This window comes from Streptomyces sp. NPDC048639, from assembly GCF_043199075.1.
Taxonomy (GTDB): Bacteria; Actinomycetota; Actinomycetes; order Streptomycetales; family Streptomycetaceae; genus Streptomyces.
In genome coordinates, this window is the sequence record NZ_JBICVP010000012.1 from 1 (window position 1) to 13417 (window position 13417).

A 13417-nucleotide genomic window follows, 5' to 3' on the forward strand; every position below is an offset into this window, starting at 1 on the left:
GGCTGGGGGGGGGCGGGGTGGGCCGGCCCGCGTGGGTGTTGGCGTGGGCCGGGGTGTGCGGCCCCCCCCCCCCCCCCGGGCGCCGGGGGGGGGGGGGGGGGGGGGGCCGGGGGGGGGCCCCCCGCCCCCCACGACTGACGCGACAGCTTTCCGTTCCGGCGCGTCCGGAGTGGACGGAGTGTGCGTCAGTCCTTGAAGACGTCCTTGGCGGCGTCCTTGGCCTTCTCGATCGCCTCCCGGGCGTCACCCTTGGCCTGGTCGCCACGGCCTTCGGCCTCCAGGTCCTCGTCGCCCGTCCCGCGCCCGACGGCCTCCTTGGCCTTGCCCTTCATCTGCTCGGCCTTCGCTTCGGCCTTGTCCTGCCCGCTCATGCCGGCACCTTTCGTCAGCGTTCGGTCTCTGCCAGGCACATGCCCGACATTTCCTTACGGAAACACACATTTACGGCAGGTGCACTCCAGGGCCGAGGCGACTGCCGACCGGCCTCGTGCCGCTCGCCTCGGCGGCTGAACCGGCGCAGCAGACGGCTGCCATCCGGCCCCCGGGTGGGCACCACCGCACCTCCCGGGCGGGGTGCCGCGCACATGACGGGTGCGCCGCGGCGGGCACCGCGGGCGGGGTTGTGCAGGCACCCGCCGGAAGGACCGTGCAGACCCCGGCCGGAAGGACCGTGCATGCCCCCGCCACAGCGGACCCTGCCCCGCACCGAGTGCCCCAAGTCCCCTCCCTCACTCCTCCGTCAAGGAAGCTCGCGCGCGAACCGCTGTGGTACGGGCCCACGCGACGAACCCGGCGCCGTGCGGGAACCCGGCGTCGTGCGGGCGGACCCTTGAGCCGTCCTGCGCAGCGGGGATCGCCGCGTTCCGCGATCAGCCCGCTGTGTGATGGCCCGCTGTGTGATGGCGCAGGGCCGAGCCCGTGCGGGTCTTCGTGACCTCGAGCTGGGCCGGGATCCTCATACGGAGGTCGGCCACGTGACTGACGATGCCGACCGTACGATCACGCTCGCGCAGGGAGTCCAGTACGTCGAGGACGTCATCGAGCGTCTGCTCGTCCAGGCTGCCGAACCCCTCGTCGATGAAGAGCGTGTCGAGCCGGGTGCCCCCCGCCTCCTCGGTGACCACATCCGCCAGGCCCAGGGCCAGGGACAGCGAGGCGAAGAACGTCTCGCCGCCGGAGAGGCTGACGGTGTCGCGCTCACTGCCCGTCCAGGCGTCGATCACGTGCAGGCCGAGGCCGGACCGGCCGCGGCCGCTCGTCCTGGCGTCGGAGTGGACCAGGGTGTACCGCCCGGAGGACATGCGCTGGAGGCGGGCGCTCGCTGCCGCGGCGACCTGTTCGAGACGCGCTGCGAGGACGTAGGACTCCAGGCGCATCCTGCGCTCGTTCTCGGCGGAGGTTCCGGCGGCGAGTCCCGCGAGGCGCGCCACCCTGTCGTACTCGCGCCGCAGCGGGGCGAGTCGGCGTGCGCCGGCTTCTGCCTCGGTGCCGATGGCGTCGAGTTCGGTGCAGCGCGTCGCGGCGGCCGACTCGGCCGCGGACGCGGTGCGCAACCGGCGTGTGGCGGCGTCGACCGCGGCCTGGGCGGCGGCGGTGTCGGCCGGCGGGCGGTCCGCGGCCGATGCGAGACGATGGTCGGCCAACTCGGCCATGACGGAGGCCTTCTCGGCCTGCCATTGGTCGAGGCGGTGCTGCAGCTCCCGCCACTGGGCTCCGTCGAGCACGGCCGCGGCCGCCGCCGCCGGCGTGTCGAACTTGGCCCGGTAGGCGACATCGGCGAGTCGCGCGTCGGCCTCCTTCAGCCGCCGCGCCGCGCTCTCGGCGGTGCGTACGGCCGTGGCGGCTTCGCCCATCAGCGCCGCGCGTCGCTCCAGCCGGGCCGCGCGGTCGGCGACGCTCGATGCGTCGCCCCGCGCGCGCTTCACCTCGCCTTCCGCCTCGGCGAGTTGAGCGTCCAGCACCTCGCGCCGGGACGCCCGCGCGGAGGCGCGGCGCCCGGCCTCCTGCTGCGCGGCACGCCGGAGTTCGTACTCCCGCTCGGCGCGCGCAAGGGCTTCGCGGGCGTCATGCGCGTCGGCGGCGGTGGCCCGCGCGTCCGCGTGGGACCGCCGCAGGGCCTGGACCTCGTCGCGGAGTCCGGCCACGGGGGTGTCGCCCGCGGCCGACCGCGCGGCGGTCAAGGACTCGCGCAGGGCCCGCACCCGTCCGTCGGCCACTTCCCGGTCCGCGTCGGCCTGTTGGTACATCTGGAGGGCGTGGTCCTCGGCGGCACGGTCCACATGGTCGTCGGCGGCGCGCGCCGGCTCGGGGTGCTCGGTCGCACCGCAGACCTTGCACGCCTCCCCCGACCGCAGTCCGGCGGCGAGTTCGGCAGCGATCCCGGCCAGGCGCCGTTCCTTGAGGTCGAGCCAGTGTTCCCGCGCGCCGGACGTACGGCTCCTGGCGCGCTCCATCTGTTCCTCCGCACGGCCCAGCCCGGCCGCGAGGCGCTCGTGTTCCTCGGCGGCCTCCAGCCGTTGGACGGCCTGGGCGACCTGGCCGCCGAGCTGTTCGGCACGGGTGGCGGCTTCCTGCGCGCGGTCGATACGCTGCCGGAGGCGGTCGCGCACCGGCTCCCACGCGGCGAGCCAGCCCTCGGCCTCCCGCAGGACGCCGTCGTCGGACCGTGCCTCGCGGTCGAGTCCGGCACGCTCGGCCGCCGTGCGGGCCGCCCGCTCCTCGGCGCGCCGCCCCGCGGCCAGTCCACCCAGCTCTTCGCGGAGTTCGCGTTCCAGGGCGGCGAGCCGGTCGGCACCGGCGTCGGCGAGACCGGTCGGGAGCGCATCGGCTTCACGGGCCGTCGGGAGCGCATCGGCTTCACGGGCCAGTGCCGACCGGCATTCTTCCAACACCGCGGCGGCGGACCGGTGTTCGCGCTCCGCCGCGTCGCGCAGTTCGAGTGCGGGGACGACCTTCTCCGCCGAGCGGGCCCGGTCCATCCGGGCTCGCACCCGGTCGGCCTCGTCCCGGTGCGTCTCGAGCACCGCGGCCCTGCGCCGGGCCTCGGCGTGTCGTTCTTGAAGCGCGGCGAGTTCCCGGACGCCTTCGGCGTGTCGCTGGGCCTGCCCATGGTCGACCTCGGCGGCGCGCACCGCCGCTCCGGCGATGGTGTCACGCTCGCGCGCGCTCGTACGGGCGATGGCCGCCCACTGCAGGACGGCTTCCGCCAATCCCGGTTCACCGGGGGCCAGTTCGGGCAGCGGGTGGTCGCGGAGGTCAGGGCTGTCGCCCGCGGCCTGCGTCATGCGGTGGGCGAGCGCGAGGAGGCGTTCGTCGCCGCTGCTCACCTTCTTCTCCGCGGCGCGCCGCAGCTCCGCGAGCCGCTCCTCTACGGCGGCGAAGCGGCGCGTGTCGAAGAGTCTGCCGAGCAGATGGGCGCGTGCCTCGGCGTCGGCCCGCAGGAAGCGCGCGAAGTCGCCCTGCGGCAGAAGGACGACCTGGCAGAACTGCTCCCGGCTCATGCCGAGGAGCTGCCCGATCTCCTCCCCCACCTCCTGGTGGGAGCGGCTGAGAGCCTTCCATTCCCCGCCCGGCCCGCCCGACCCGCCCGACCCCTCGGTTCCGGGGGCGATGCGCTCGCGAAGCCACGTCTGGGCCTTGTCCCGGGTGAGTCCCTCCCCCCGCTTCTTGGGCCGCAGCTGCTCGGGACGGCGCGTGATCTCCAACCGCCGCTCCCCGACGGTGAGTTCGAGCATCACCTCGGTGGGCGTGTTCGGGTCGGCGTGGTCGCTGCGCAGGGACTGCCCGCCCTGCCGGGCTCCGGGCACACCGCCGTACAGCGCGAAGCAGACGGCGTCGAGCACGGAGGTCTTGCCCGCACCCGTCGGACCGTGGAGCAGGAAGAGGCCGGCCGCCGACAGGTCGTCGAAGTCGACGTCCTCGGTGCCCGCGAACGGACCGAAGGCGGTGATCCGCAGGCGGTGCAGCCTCACCCGGCCACCTCGTTCAGCGTGTCGTCGGCGCGTACATCGTCCAACGCGCCGTGGAGTACGGCCCGTTCACATGCATCCGGATCCGCACCGCGCACATGCGCCACGAAGTCCTCGGCGATCTCACGGTCGTTACGGCCCTTGAGTCGCTCCGCATAACCGGTGTGCGGGTCCTCGGCGGACCGCTCGGGCGCGAACACAAGGCTGAGGACGTGCGGGAAGCGCTCGGCGAGCCGGGCCATCGGCTCGTGCGGGCGGACGGGGTCGGTGAGCGTCGCCTCGAGCCAGGCCTGTTCGTACGGTGCATACCGCGCGTCGGCGAGGAGTTCCTCGACGCGGCCGCGGATCCGGGCGAGGGGGCGGGGTACGGGACAGTCGATCCGCTCGGCCGTGAACGCGTCCCCGGCCCCGAGGTCGACGAGCCACATGCCCTTGCTCTGCTCACTCTCCGAGAAGGAGTAGGCGAGGGGCGAACCGGAGTAGCGGATGCGCTCGCTGATGGTCTGACAGCCGTGGAGGTGCCCCAGCGCCACATAGTCGATCCCGTCGAAGAGCCCGGAAGGGACAGCCGCCACCCCGCCGACGGTGATGTCGCGTTCGCTGTCGCTCGGCGCGCCGCCCGCGACGAAGGCGTGGGCGAGGACGATCGAGCGGGTGCCGGGCGGGCGGGCATCGAGGTCCGCACGCACGCGTTCCATGGCGGCGCCGAGGACTGCGGTGTGTCCGGCCTTCCCGGCCCCCAACGCCTCGCGCACCAGGGCGGGTTCGAGGTAGGGCAGGCCATAGACGGCGACGGCGCCGTGCTCGTCGTTGAAGACGACCGGCTCGGCGCACCGGGCCGGGTCGGTCCGCAGGTGGATACCCGCACGCACCATCAGGCCGGCGCCGACGCCGAGACGGCGCGCCGAGTCGTGGTTGCCGGAGATCATGACCGTGGGTACGCCGAGTTCGGCGAGACGATGGAGTGCGCTGTCGTACAACTCGACGGCGGACAACGGCGGTACGGCCCTGTCGTACACATCACCCGAGACCAGTACCGCATCGACACACCGGTCCCGCGCTGTCTCGACGAGGTGGTCGACGAACGCCTCTTGCGCGGCGAGGAGGGAGGCCCGGTGGAAGGACCGGCCGAGATGCCAGTCGGATGTGTGCAGCACTCTCACCAGCGGACACCGACCTGCACGCGCTTCCTTTCTCCACCCCTGCGGCCGGCACCGCCCGTTCGGGCCCGGGAACCGGCACCGACCACCGTAACCCGGCGGGACCCGCGCCGATCACCGACCTCGGATTTTCACCCGCGGCCGCACCGTCCGGCGCCCTCTCGCCCTGGCCGAACACGAGGGGCAACAGGGCCGGAGCCCGGCCCGTGTCGGCAGGACAGGGGGCCGGGCTCCGGAGGGTGTGGAGCGGATGGGGCGGCGCGGCGTCACGCGCGCCCGAGGGGAGAGGCACGCCCGAGGGGATACGCACGCCCGAGGGGAGATGCGGCCTACTCGATGACGAGCCGGACGTCGATGTTGCCCCGGGTGGCCTTGGAGTACGGGCAGTAGGCGTGGGTCTTCTCGACCAGGTCGCGGCCCGCCTCGCCCTGGAGGTGCTCGGGCAGCTCGACGCGCATGACCACGGCGAGACCGAAGCCACCGTCGGTGTCCTTGCCTATGCCGACCTCGGCGGTCACGGAGGCGTCCTTGACGTCGATCCGCTCCTCGCGGCCGACGGCCCCCATCGCGCTGGCGAAGCAGGCGGCATAGCCCGCGGCGAAGAGCTGCTCGGGGTTGGTGCCCTGTCCGTTGCCGCCGAGCTGAGCCGGGAAGGCGAGCGGGAGGTCGATCTGGCCGTCGGAGCTGACGGCACGACCTTCGCGGCCGTTGGCGGTGGCGACAGCGGTGTACAGCGCGTCCATGAGTTCCATCCCTACTTGTCACGAGTCCGTGGAAACCGACTGGGATGACTACAGCACACAATTAAATTGTGCGCAACTCAATGACGCGCGGTAGTCTGGTCGCCATGGAGACGCCGCCCACCGCACCCGAGGAGGAACTCCTCCGCCTCGACAACCAGATCTGCTTCTCGCTGCACGCCGCCTCACGCGCCTTCAACAGCGTGTACCGCACCGTGCTCAAGGATCTCGGCCTCACCTACCCTCAGTACCTGGTCATGCTGGTGCTCTGGGAGCACGGCGAGCTTCCGGTCAAGAGGATCGGCGAGCATCTGCGCCTGGACTCCGGGACGTTGTCCCCCCTGCTCAAGCGCCTGGAGTCGGCGGGATACGTCGAGCGGCGGCGCAGCGCCGACGACGAGCGCTCGGTCACGGCCCGCCCCACGGCGTCGGGGACCGAGCTCCGCAAGCAGGCGCTGGACGTACCGCGCAGGATCGCGGCGGCGACGGGGTTCTCGCTGGACGAGATGCGCGAGGTGCGCGCGCGGCTGCGTGCGCTGACGGAGACGCTGGACGCCGCGGACCTGGACGCGGTGTCCGGCGACTGCGCCGGCCTCTGACCGGACGCGCCCGGCCGCCGGTTCGTACGCGACCGGGGAGAACGCCATGCCTGATACATACGGGACCGCACGCGGATGCCTACGTATTCGGCAACTCAGTACCCCCCGGGCTCCCCGCACGGCGGGGGCGTCAGACCGTTCCGTAGGCCTCGCCGCCGAGTTCGAGGACCGCCGTGCCCGATGTGCTGTCGGCGAGCCAGGACCGGAAGGCGTCGACCTCCGCCTCGGGCAGCCCGACCTCGATGGCGACCTCGTTCGTGTACCGGACGTCCCGCACCTCGCGACCGGTCGCCCGCAGATCGTTCTCCAGCTTTCCCGCCCGCTGGTGGTCCACGGTGACGGTGGCCAGCCGGAAGCGCCTGCGGGTGATGGTGCCCAGCGTGTCGAGCGCCTCGCCCACAGCGCCGCCGTATGCCCGGATCAGCCCGCCCGCGCCGAGTTTGACGCCGCCGTAGTACCGCGTCACGACCGCGACGGCGTACCGGACTTCGCGGCGCAGCAGCATCTGCAGCATGGGAACCCCCGCGGTGCCGCCCGGCTCCCCGTCGTCGCTCGCCTTCTGCAGACCGGCGTCGGCGCCGATGACGTACGCCCAGCAGTTGTGCGACGCGGTCGGGTGTTCCTTGCGGATGCGCTGGATGAGGTCCTGCGCCTCGCGCTCGGTCGCGGCCGGGGCGAGCGTGCAGAGGAAGCGCGACTTGTTGATCTCGATCTCGTGCACGCCCTCGCGCGCCACCGTCCGGTACTGCTCCTGCATCTCCTCACCCTATGCCGGGCGCCGGGAATGGCGTCGCCGGGCCGTCTGTTGACGGGGGCATGTACGCAGACGCAGCGACGATCCGCAGGATTCTGACCGCCTCAGGCGACACCTGGGCGGTGGTCGGGCTGTCGACCAATGAGCACCGCGCCGCCTACGGGGTCGCCCGCGTGCTCCAGCGTTTGGGTAAGCGCGTGGTACCGGTGCACCCGAAGGCGGAGACGGTGCACGGGGAGCAGGGGTACGCCTCGCTGGCGGACGTCCCGTTCCCGGTGGACGTGGTCGATGTGTTCGTGAACAGCGAGCTGGCCGGGGCGGTGGCCGACGAGGCGGTCGCGATCGGCGCGAAGGCCGTCTGGTACCAGCTCGGGGTCGTGGACGAGGACGCGTACGCGCGCACCCGCGCCGCCGGGCTCGACATGGTCATGGACCGCTGCCCGGCGATCGAGCTTCAGTCCCTGGGTTAGCGGAACGAAGAAGCCCCGGCCATCCTCCACGGAGGGGAAGAGGACAGCCGGGGCGGTTCGAGGGGTTACACGTTGCAGGGCTGGATCACGCGTTCCGGCGTGCTCAGCCACACGCTGTGTCCGTCAGGGCCCACAGTGAGGCCGAACTCCTTCACGTCCGGGGCTCCGATGTCGACATATTCCTTAAGAGACCTCTCGACGTCGGCCCACAGGTCCCGCGGACCGTACAGCCACACAGGCTCTCCGGATCCGATGGTGGCTCCTGACCCCTGTCCGTCGTCGAGCCAGACGCGGACGCCGATGTCTTCCCGCTGACGCACCATCGACACGCCCGGCATGCGGGCGCCGGCGTAGAGCGTGAACGGCAGGGCGGCGATGCGCCCGGGGTCGAGTTCCGTCGACCTACAACGGCCGGTGGCCTCGTCGATCGGTGCGCCTGCCTGTGCCCGGTGGGAGCGCATGGGCATGTACGAAGCGCCGCCCCGGAATGGGCCTACAGCGGCGCCGTCCGATTGGACAGTCAGCTCCACGAGAGCGCCGCTCCCGAACTCTCGGATGAGCGGTGCGACCAGGATGCCTCCGGGCCGCAGTTGCTCGATGAGGGCGGACGGTACGTGTCGCAGCGCACACGTCGCGATGACCCAGTCATACGGTGCTCCCTCCGGCCAGCCCTGCTCGCCGTCAGCCTGCACTACGGCCGGCGCGTAGCCGGCTGCCGCGAGGTTCTTCCTGCCGGTCTCTGCAAGGGCCGGATCCAACTCGACGCTGAACACCTGGCCCTCACCGAGACGCTCGGACAGGAGCGCCGCGACGAACCCCGATGCGGTGCCGATCTCCAGAACCCGCTGCCCGTCCCCCACGGCGAGCAGTCCCAGCATGCGCGCGACCATGGACGGCATCGAGTTGGACGACGTAGCGATCCCGGGCCCGTCCTCCTGTCCGTCGTCCACCCGGATGACTACGGGCTCGTCGCTGTAGACCAGCTCCCACCACGCGGCGTCGGTCTTGACCGGCTCGCACCGGGTCGGACGCTGCCGCCAGATCTGCGGCGGGATGAACAGGTCGCGCGGGACCGCGTCCCACACGCGCCGCCACGGGTCGTCGAGTAAGCCGCGCTCATCGAGGTTCTTGACCAGCGATCGGTGACCGGTGGCCCGCTTCTCGGGGTCCGTCATGACGTCAGTCTCCTATCAGGATCCGTCGCCGTCAGGGGACGGCGGGTTCGGCGGCGGAGTCCACGGCTTGATGGGTGCGGGGCTACCGCCGTGCTTGCCGTCATCCGTGCTTGGCATGCCTACTCCTCTGTGTGAGCTGCGGTGCGAGACTTCCCCGCACCGTTGTTGCCTCGCTGACGGGAGCCCTGACCGCCGACCTCACCGGAGGCCGGGGCCCCGCCCTCACCGTCCGCCGCCCAACAGCGGCGGGACACGGGAGCTATGTGGTGGCCGGCTCCGACGTGTCGTCGGTCAGCTCGTCCATCCGGTCTTCAAGCGCCTCCAGCCGCTCCCTGCGGTTCTCCGCCACGCGGATCACATCCTCCAGGGCCATCAGGGCACTGCCGGCGGTCGCCAGGATGGTAGGCGGCAGCCACCGTGGGTGGGGGCGAGCGTTACGCGAGCCTCCGTCAGAGCCTCCTGAGCCATGGTGACTTGGGCCTCCTCGATCTCGTCAGCGATGGCTGCGAGCGCACTGTCCGGGCCGGCGTTCAGGAAGGACTCCTGACCTGCCGGGCCCTTCCAGGGGAGTCGGCGCATGTCCTTCATGCCTCGCTCCCCTCGGGCAGTTCCCGGATGAACTCCGACGGGGCTTCCCATTCGGGGCCGCCGTGGAGGGGGCGGATGTACGTCCTTCCCCAGAGTTCACCCATGACGTGGCCCTTCGTCGACGACCGCACGTCGACCGCAACGGGGCGTTCCGCGTCGGGCACCCGGAGCTGGTCCAAGGCGTCGGACAGCTCACGGCGCCGCTCGGATTGCTCCTCTGTTTGCCTCGTGGCCATGGGGACCCCTGCGGGTTTCGTCGCTGTAGCGGACACGAATGACCGTACGGCGATGACGAAACGTCAGGCCAGGCACGCAGCATGGCAGTTCGCGACTCTCTGCCGCGGAACTGCCACGGTACGTAGTAGCTAGCCGGTGATCCCCAAGTGAGCCGCCATGGTGCGCATGTCCTTCGTCAGGGTGCGCTTCCTGTGATGCAGGATGTCCGCCATGACGTAGCGGGCCATCGCCTGGTGCTTCAGCCACTCCGGCGACGTACGGAGCATCAGGTTCAGCTCATGCATGGCGTCCTGGTGAGAGCCCAGAGAGACGTGGGCCTTCGCGACGTCGAGACGGTGGCGGTCCCAGTTGTTCGCGCTGGGCTTCCCGACGTTCTTCAGCGCCTTCCGGCCCAACACCCCGTCGTCCGCGTGCCGCAGGACGCCCCGGGCATCGCCGATCAGGGACAGGTCTTCCACGGCCTTGATGCCGGCCGTCACGGGCCCGAACGTCGACCAGTGCGCCCGAAAGTCCACGTGTTCCATGTCCAGGGCACTGGCGGCCGTTGCAGCCATGCGCCGGGCCTCCTGCGCGGTATCGGATCGATTGTTCCGGATCGATGCGGAGGCGACACGGAGCGACAGCTCTCCCCAGAGGGCCAGTTGCTCCGGCGTGGAGGAGGAAACGCGAGGTTCGATCTCATCGGCTGTCGACGTCGCCAGGTGCTCGCACTCGTCGAAGCGGTCCTGACGGAGGAGGAGCCAGCTCATGCCGACAACGCCGTAAGCAGCCATGAGCCTCTGCCCGGTCTCCCGGGCGTCCTGAATGCCCCGCGAGATCGCGTGGTAGGCCAGGTCGTACTGCCGGACCTGAGTCAGGTACTTGCCGGCCAGGAAGTACGCCTGAGCCCGGACCGTCAGGGCGACCCGGCGGGCCTCGTCGTCCCCCGCCACTGCCGTAGCAGCCTCCACGCCGCGGAGGATCTCGGGCAGCCTCTTCGCCACCGAGTCGTAGCGGTCCGACTGATACAGCGCATGGGCGTCGTCGATGTCTCGTTGAGCGGTACTGAGGTCTGCCGCCTCCCCCGCGTCCGCCACGGTGTCGGCAAGTCCGACGGGCGGCATGAGCGCGCGGCGTAGCTCCACCAGCCGCATGCGGGATCCCTCTGCCTCCCGCACGGGTTCAGGCGCGCCGGAGGCGAAGAGGTCGGACGTCGGGATGCCCAGCGCGCGGAGCGAAAGCGTAGAGCGTCTCGACGCGAGCACTGCCGCCCTGCTCGACTTTCCGGACGACGCCCGGGGAGACGTCGGCAGCAGTGGCCAACTCCTCCTGCGTCATGCCTGCGCGGCGTCGGTGGGCGCGTACGTTTTCCGCCAGTTCCGAAGACATGGGCTCACCTACCTCTCAGCCAGAGTACGCCTTGCCGGGAACGCAGAAAGCCCCTGCCGTATGTTCCCGACGGGGGCTCTCGTGGCTGTGCTAATGGACCTTCTGCGCGGTGATCTCGATTGGGTAGGTGTTCAGGGTGTCCCCCGAGTGATGACGGTCGTGCCAGTTGCGATAGTTCTCGTGGTCGACGACCTCCACTTCCGTGTCGTAGGTGGTGCCGCTCTTGTACTGCTCCAGCGCCCCCATCTGTCGACGGCCACCACGAAGGCAGGTCCGATCACTTGCTGAGCGGTGATCTTCATGCGTTCCCCGCTCCCCTCTCAGATCGGGCTTGAAGAAGCGCAGCCCCACACACGGGAACTTTCCTCCGCGGCGGGGCTGATGTCTGAACTACGCCCTGTTGCATACGAGTTGACGCACACTAAGGTGTTGCTTTCTGACTCCTCTACCTTCGGAGGCTCCATTGCATTTTCGCCACTCCGACGCGGACCAACTGCCAACCGGCCGGTTGCGGGCTCCATAGCCCGACTGCGCGTCGCTGCTGCCGCATCCCCACTCACCATCATCGGGTCGTGGGCTGCCTCAGCGGGCGAATTTGATAATGGAGGAACGGTGTCGGTCAACTCGACCCATCAGGCGTGTGACCATCCGGCGCGTGATATCGCCATCGTCGCTCTGGGCTCCATCGTGGTGGCCCTCGTCGCCGCCGTCGTCATGGTTGCGTTCAATGCTCGTGCGCTGGCTGTCTTCGCCGCCAGCGGTACCAGTCTCGCCGCTTCACTGGGCGTCGGGATGAACATCCTTAGCCACGTGAAGCGCGGCGCCCAGCCCAAGTAGGGCGGTCCTTCCTGGGCCGCCCTACTGGCTTACCCAGCGATCTTCTGGCGTCCTTCAACCCCTTCGCGGTGAGGCACATGCGGGAGGAATCGAACCTCTGTGGAGGGTTTTCGAGGCCGCTGCTCCAACACGAGCTGGGGACTTGGCCCTTTGCTCTCCGGCCATCGAGATCCCGCTGCTGCACTGAGCGCGGCTGCGCCCGCCGGCGTGGGTGATCAGCCGGCCAGGCCGTCGAGCACGGTCGCACCGGGGAGGGCGGCGAGCGCCTTGCCCGGGACGAGCAGCTTGCCGCGACGGCTCCCGCTGCCGATGACGACGTACGGCACGTCGACGACCGCGGCGTCCACCAGCACGGGCCAGTCGCCGGGCAGTCCGATGGGCGTGATGCCGCCGTACTCCATGCCGGACTCCCCCACCGCCGTGTCCATGGGCGCGAACGACGCCTTGCGCACGCCGAGATGGCGGCGCACCGCACCGTTGACGTCCAGGCGCGTGCTGGAGAGCACCATGCATGCGGCCAGGGTGACGGTCTGGCCGCGCTTGCCCGCGACGACGACGCAGTTGGCCGACGCCTCGTGGAGTCCGGGCCCATAAGCCTCGGCGAAGACGGCGGTGTCGGCCTTCTCCGGATCGGTGTCGACGTACAGGAGTTGCCCCACGGGGACCGCGCCGCTCCAGGAGCGGATGCCTTCGGCGACGGCCGGGTTGAGCTCGTCAAGCGTCTCGGCAGCGGGCCGGACGGAGTCGAAGTTTCCGATGGGAGCGCGCATGTCCGCCACGCTAACAGCCAACTGTGACGGTTTCCGAGACCATGATCACGGGCCGCGGCGCCACAAGGGAGGGCTGCCTCAGCGCATCGGCGGGACGGAGACCGTCATGGTCATCTCCAGCGGTTCCTCCCCGTCGTTGCGGTAGGTGTGCGAGCCGCTGGCCTCGAAGCTGGCCGAGGCACCCATGGGCACGTGGTACTCCTCCGCGTCGACGACCAGGGTCAACTCCCCCGCCGTCACATGCACCATCTCGAACGTGCCGCTGGGGTGGGGATCCGAGCTGCTGCCCTCACCGGGCATGATGCGCCAGACCCAGAGCTCGAGCGGGCCGGGGTCCTGGGTGCCGGCGAGCAGGGAGACCGAGCTGCCGGCGTCGGTCGACCACATCCGTACGGCCTGCTCGGCGGGGACGATCCGGACCCTGGGTTCCTCGTCGTAGTCGAGGAGGGTGGTGATGCTGACGCCGAGGGCGTCGGCGAGCTTCACGGTCGTCCCGACGCTCGGGTTCGTCCGCGCCTGCTCGATCTGGATGATCATGCCCCGGCTCACTCCGGCACGGGACGCGAGCGCTTCCAGGGTGAAGCCCCGCTCGGTGCGCCAGTGCTTGAGATTGCGCGCGAGGGACTGGGTGAGGTGGTCGAGGTCCGTCACGTGTCGCCGCTCCACCGTTCCGTTCAATATTCTGGATGACAGAGTCCACTGTGCTGTACTACCGTGTGCTGTACCCCGGCGTTCACTCCACTGTACTGCG

General features: G+C 70.7%; 15 protein-coding genes. 3 read left to right on the forward strand and 12 right to left on the reverse strand.

Annotation, left to right across the window (positions count from 1 at the left end):
• Positions 1-185: 185 nt before the first annotated feature.
• From ACGFNH_RS28310 to ACGFNH_RS28325, 4 genes are all read right to left on the reverse strand, one after another.
• Positions 186-371, reverse strand: a complete 186-nt coding sequence (locus ACGFNH_RS28310) for a CsbD family protein (RefSeq protein ID WP_393658470.1) — start codon at positions 369-371, stop codon at positions 186-188.
• A 498-nt stretch (positions 372-869) separates the two neighbouring features.
• A complete protein-coding gene (locus ACGFNH_RS28315) occupies positions 870-3971 on the reverse strand; it encodes an AAA family ATPase (RefSeq protein WP_393658472.1) in 3102 nt (1033 codons plus the stop codon).
• Complete coding sequence (locus tag ACGFNH_RS28320; protein WP_393658474.1) at positions 3968-5131, reverse strand: exonuclease SbcCD subunit D; 1164 nt, start codon at positions 5129-5131, stop codon at positions 3968-3970. The genes ACGFNH_RS28315 and ACGFNH_RS28320 overlap by 4 nt, the downstream gene beginning before the upstream one ends.
• Positions 5132-5457: 326 nt before the next feature.
• The gene (locus tag ACGFNH_RS28325) at positions 5458-5871 is read right to left on the reverse strand and encodes an organic hydroperoxide resistance protein (RefSeq protein WP_393658476.1); all 414 of its coding nucleotides are present in this window, start codon (positions 5869-5871) and stop codon (positions 5458-5460) included.
• 104 nt (positions 5872-5975) lie between these two features.
• Between ACGFNH_RS28325 and ACGFNH_RS28330 the strand changes: the two genes are divergently transcribed.
• Positions 5976-6467, forward strand: a complete 492-nt coding sequence (locus ACGFNH_RS28330) for a MarR family winged helix-turn-helix transcriptional regulator (RefSeq protein WP_393658478.1) — start codon at positions 5976-5978, stop codon at positions 6465-6467.
• A 130-nt stretch (positions 6468-6597) separates the two neighbouring features.
• On the opposite strand, the gene ACGFNH_RS28335 is transcribed toward ACGFNH_RS28330, so the two are convergent.
• Positions 6598-7224: a YigZ family protein gene (locus tag ACGFNH_RS28335; protein ID WP_393658480.1), complete on the reverse strand. Its 627-nt coding sequence runs from the start codon at positions 7222-7224 to the stop codon at positions 6598-6600.
• Positions 7225-7283: 59 nt separating this feature from the next.
• Here ACGFNH_RS28335 and ACGFNH_RS28340 point away from each other — a divergent pair, with 59 nt between their 5' ends.
• On the forward strand, positions 7284-7691 hold the full coding sequence (locus tag ACGFNH_RS28340; protein ID WP_393658482.1) for a CoA-binding protein: 408 nt from the start codon (positions 7284-7286) through the stop codon (positions 7689-7691).
• 65 nt (positions 7692-7756) lie between these two features.
• Here the strand turns inward: ACGFNH_RS28340 and ACGFNH_RS28345 are convergent, their stop codons facing one another.
• The 5 genes from ACGFNH_RS28345 to ACGFNH_RS28365 form a co-directional block, all read right to left on the reverse strand.
• A complete protein-coding gene (locus ACGFNH_RS28345) occupies positions 7757-8866 on the reverse strand; it encodes a methyltransferase domain-containing protein (RefSeq protein WP_393658484.1) in 1110 nt (369 codons plus the stop codon).
• 584 nt (positions 8867-9450) lie between these two features.
• On the reverse strand, positions 9451-9690 hold the full coding sequence (locus ACGFNH_RS28350; RefSeq protein WP_393658486.1) for a hypothetical protein: 240 nt from the start codon (positions 9688-9690) through the stop codon (positions 9451-9453).
• A 129-nt stretch (positions 9691-9819) separates the two neighbouring features.
• Entirely contained in the window at positions 9820-10824 is a 1005-nt protein-coding gene (locus ACGFNH_RS28355) for a transcriptional regulator (RefSeq protein WP_393658487.1), read from the reverse strand.
• 28 nt (positions 10825-10852) lie between these two features.
• The gene (locus ACGFNH_RS28360) at positions 10853-11059 is read right to left on the reverse strand and encodes a helix-turn-helix transcriptional regulator (RefSeq protein ID WP_393658488.1); all 207 of its coding nucleotides are present in this window, start codon (positions 11057-11059) and stop codon (positions 10853-10855) included.
• A gap of 90 nt (positions 11060-11149) precedes the next feature.
• Entirely contained in the window at positions 11150-11410 is a 261-nt protein-coding gene (locus ACGFNH_RS28365) for a hypothetical protein (protein ID WP_393658489.1), read from the reverse strand.
• 261 nt (positions 11411-11671) lie between these two features.
• Between ACGFNH_RS28365 and ACGFNH_RS28370 the strand changes: the two genes are divergently transcribed.
• Positions 11672-11896 carry a hypothetical protein gene (locus tag ACGFNH_RS28370; protein WP_393658491.1) on the forward strand — a complete coding sequence of 75 codons (225 nt, stop codon included), beginning with the start codon at positions 11672-11674 and terminating at the stop codon, positions 11894-11896.
• Positions 11897-12111: 215 nt separating this feature from the next.
• On the opposite strand, the gene ACGFNH_RS28375 is transcribed toward ACGFNH_RS28370, so the two are convergent.
• Together ACGFNH_RS28375 and ACGFNH_RS28380 are read right to left on the reverse strand one after the other, a co-directional pair.
• Positions 12112-12666: a YbaK/EbsC family protein gene (locus ACGFNH_RS28375; protein WP_393658493.1), complete on the reverse strand. Its 555-nt coding sequence runs from the start codon at positions 12664-12666 to the stop codon at positions 12112-12114.
• A 78-nt stretch (positions 12667-12744) separates the two neighbouring features.
• On the reverse strand, positions 12745-13317 hold the full coding sequence (locus ACGFNH_RS28380; RefSeq protein ID WP_393658495.1) for a helix-turn-helix domain-containing protein: 573 nt from the start codon (positions 13315-13317) through the stop codon (positions 12745-12747).
• Between the last annotated feature and the right edge of the window lie 100 nt (positions 13318-13417).

Coding starts and splice junctions, on each gene's coding strand:
- ACGFNH_RS28310 (WP_393658470.1), bottom strand. CDS start 371: ATGAGCGGGCAGGACAAGGCCGAAGCGAAGGCCGAGCAGATGAAGGGC.
- ACGFNH_RS28325 (WP_393658476.1), bottom strand. CDS start 5,871: ATGGACGCGCTGTACACCGCTGTCGCCACCGCCAACGGCCGCGAAGGT.
- ACGFNH_RS28330 (WP_393658478.1), top strand. CDS start 5,976: ATGGAGACGCCGCCCACCGCACCCGAGGAGGAACTCCTCCGCCTCGAC.
- ACGFNH_RS28335 (WP_393658480.1), bottom strand. CDS start 7,224: ATGCAGGAGCAGTACCGGACGGTGGCGCGCGAGGGCGTGCACGAGATC.
- ACGFNH_RS28340 (WP_393658482.1), top strand. CDS start 7,284: ATGTACGCAGACGCAGCGACGATCCGCAGGATTCTGACCGCCTCAGGC.
- ACGFNH_RS28345 (WP_393658484.1), bottom strand. CDS start 8,866: ATGACGGACCCCGAGAAGCGGGCCACCGGTCACCGATCGCTGGTCAAG.
- ACGFNH_RS28350 (WP_393658486.1), bottom strand. CDS start 9,690: ATGGCCACGAGGCAAACAGAGGAGCAATCCGAGCGGCGCCGTGAGCTG.
- ACGFNH_RS28355 (WP_393658487.1), bottom strand. CDS start 10,824: ATGCGGCTGGTGGAGCTACGCCGCGCGCTCATGCCGCCCGTCGGACTT.
- ACGFNH_RS28360 (WP_393658488.1), bottom strand. CDS start 11,059: ATGTCTTCGGAACTGGCGGAAAACGTACGCGCCCACCGACGCCGCGCA.
- ACGFNH_RS28375 (WP_393658493.1), bottom strand. CDS start 12,666: ATGCGCGCTCCCATCGGAAACTTCGACTCCGTCCGGCCCGCTGCCGAG.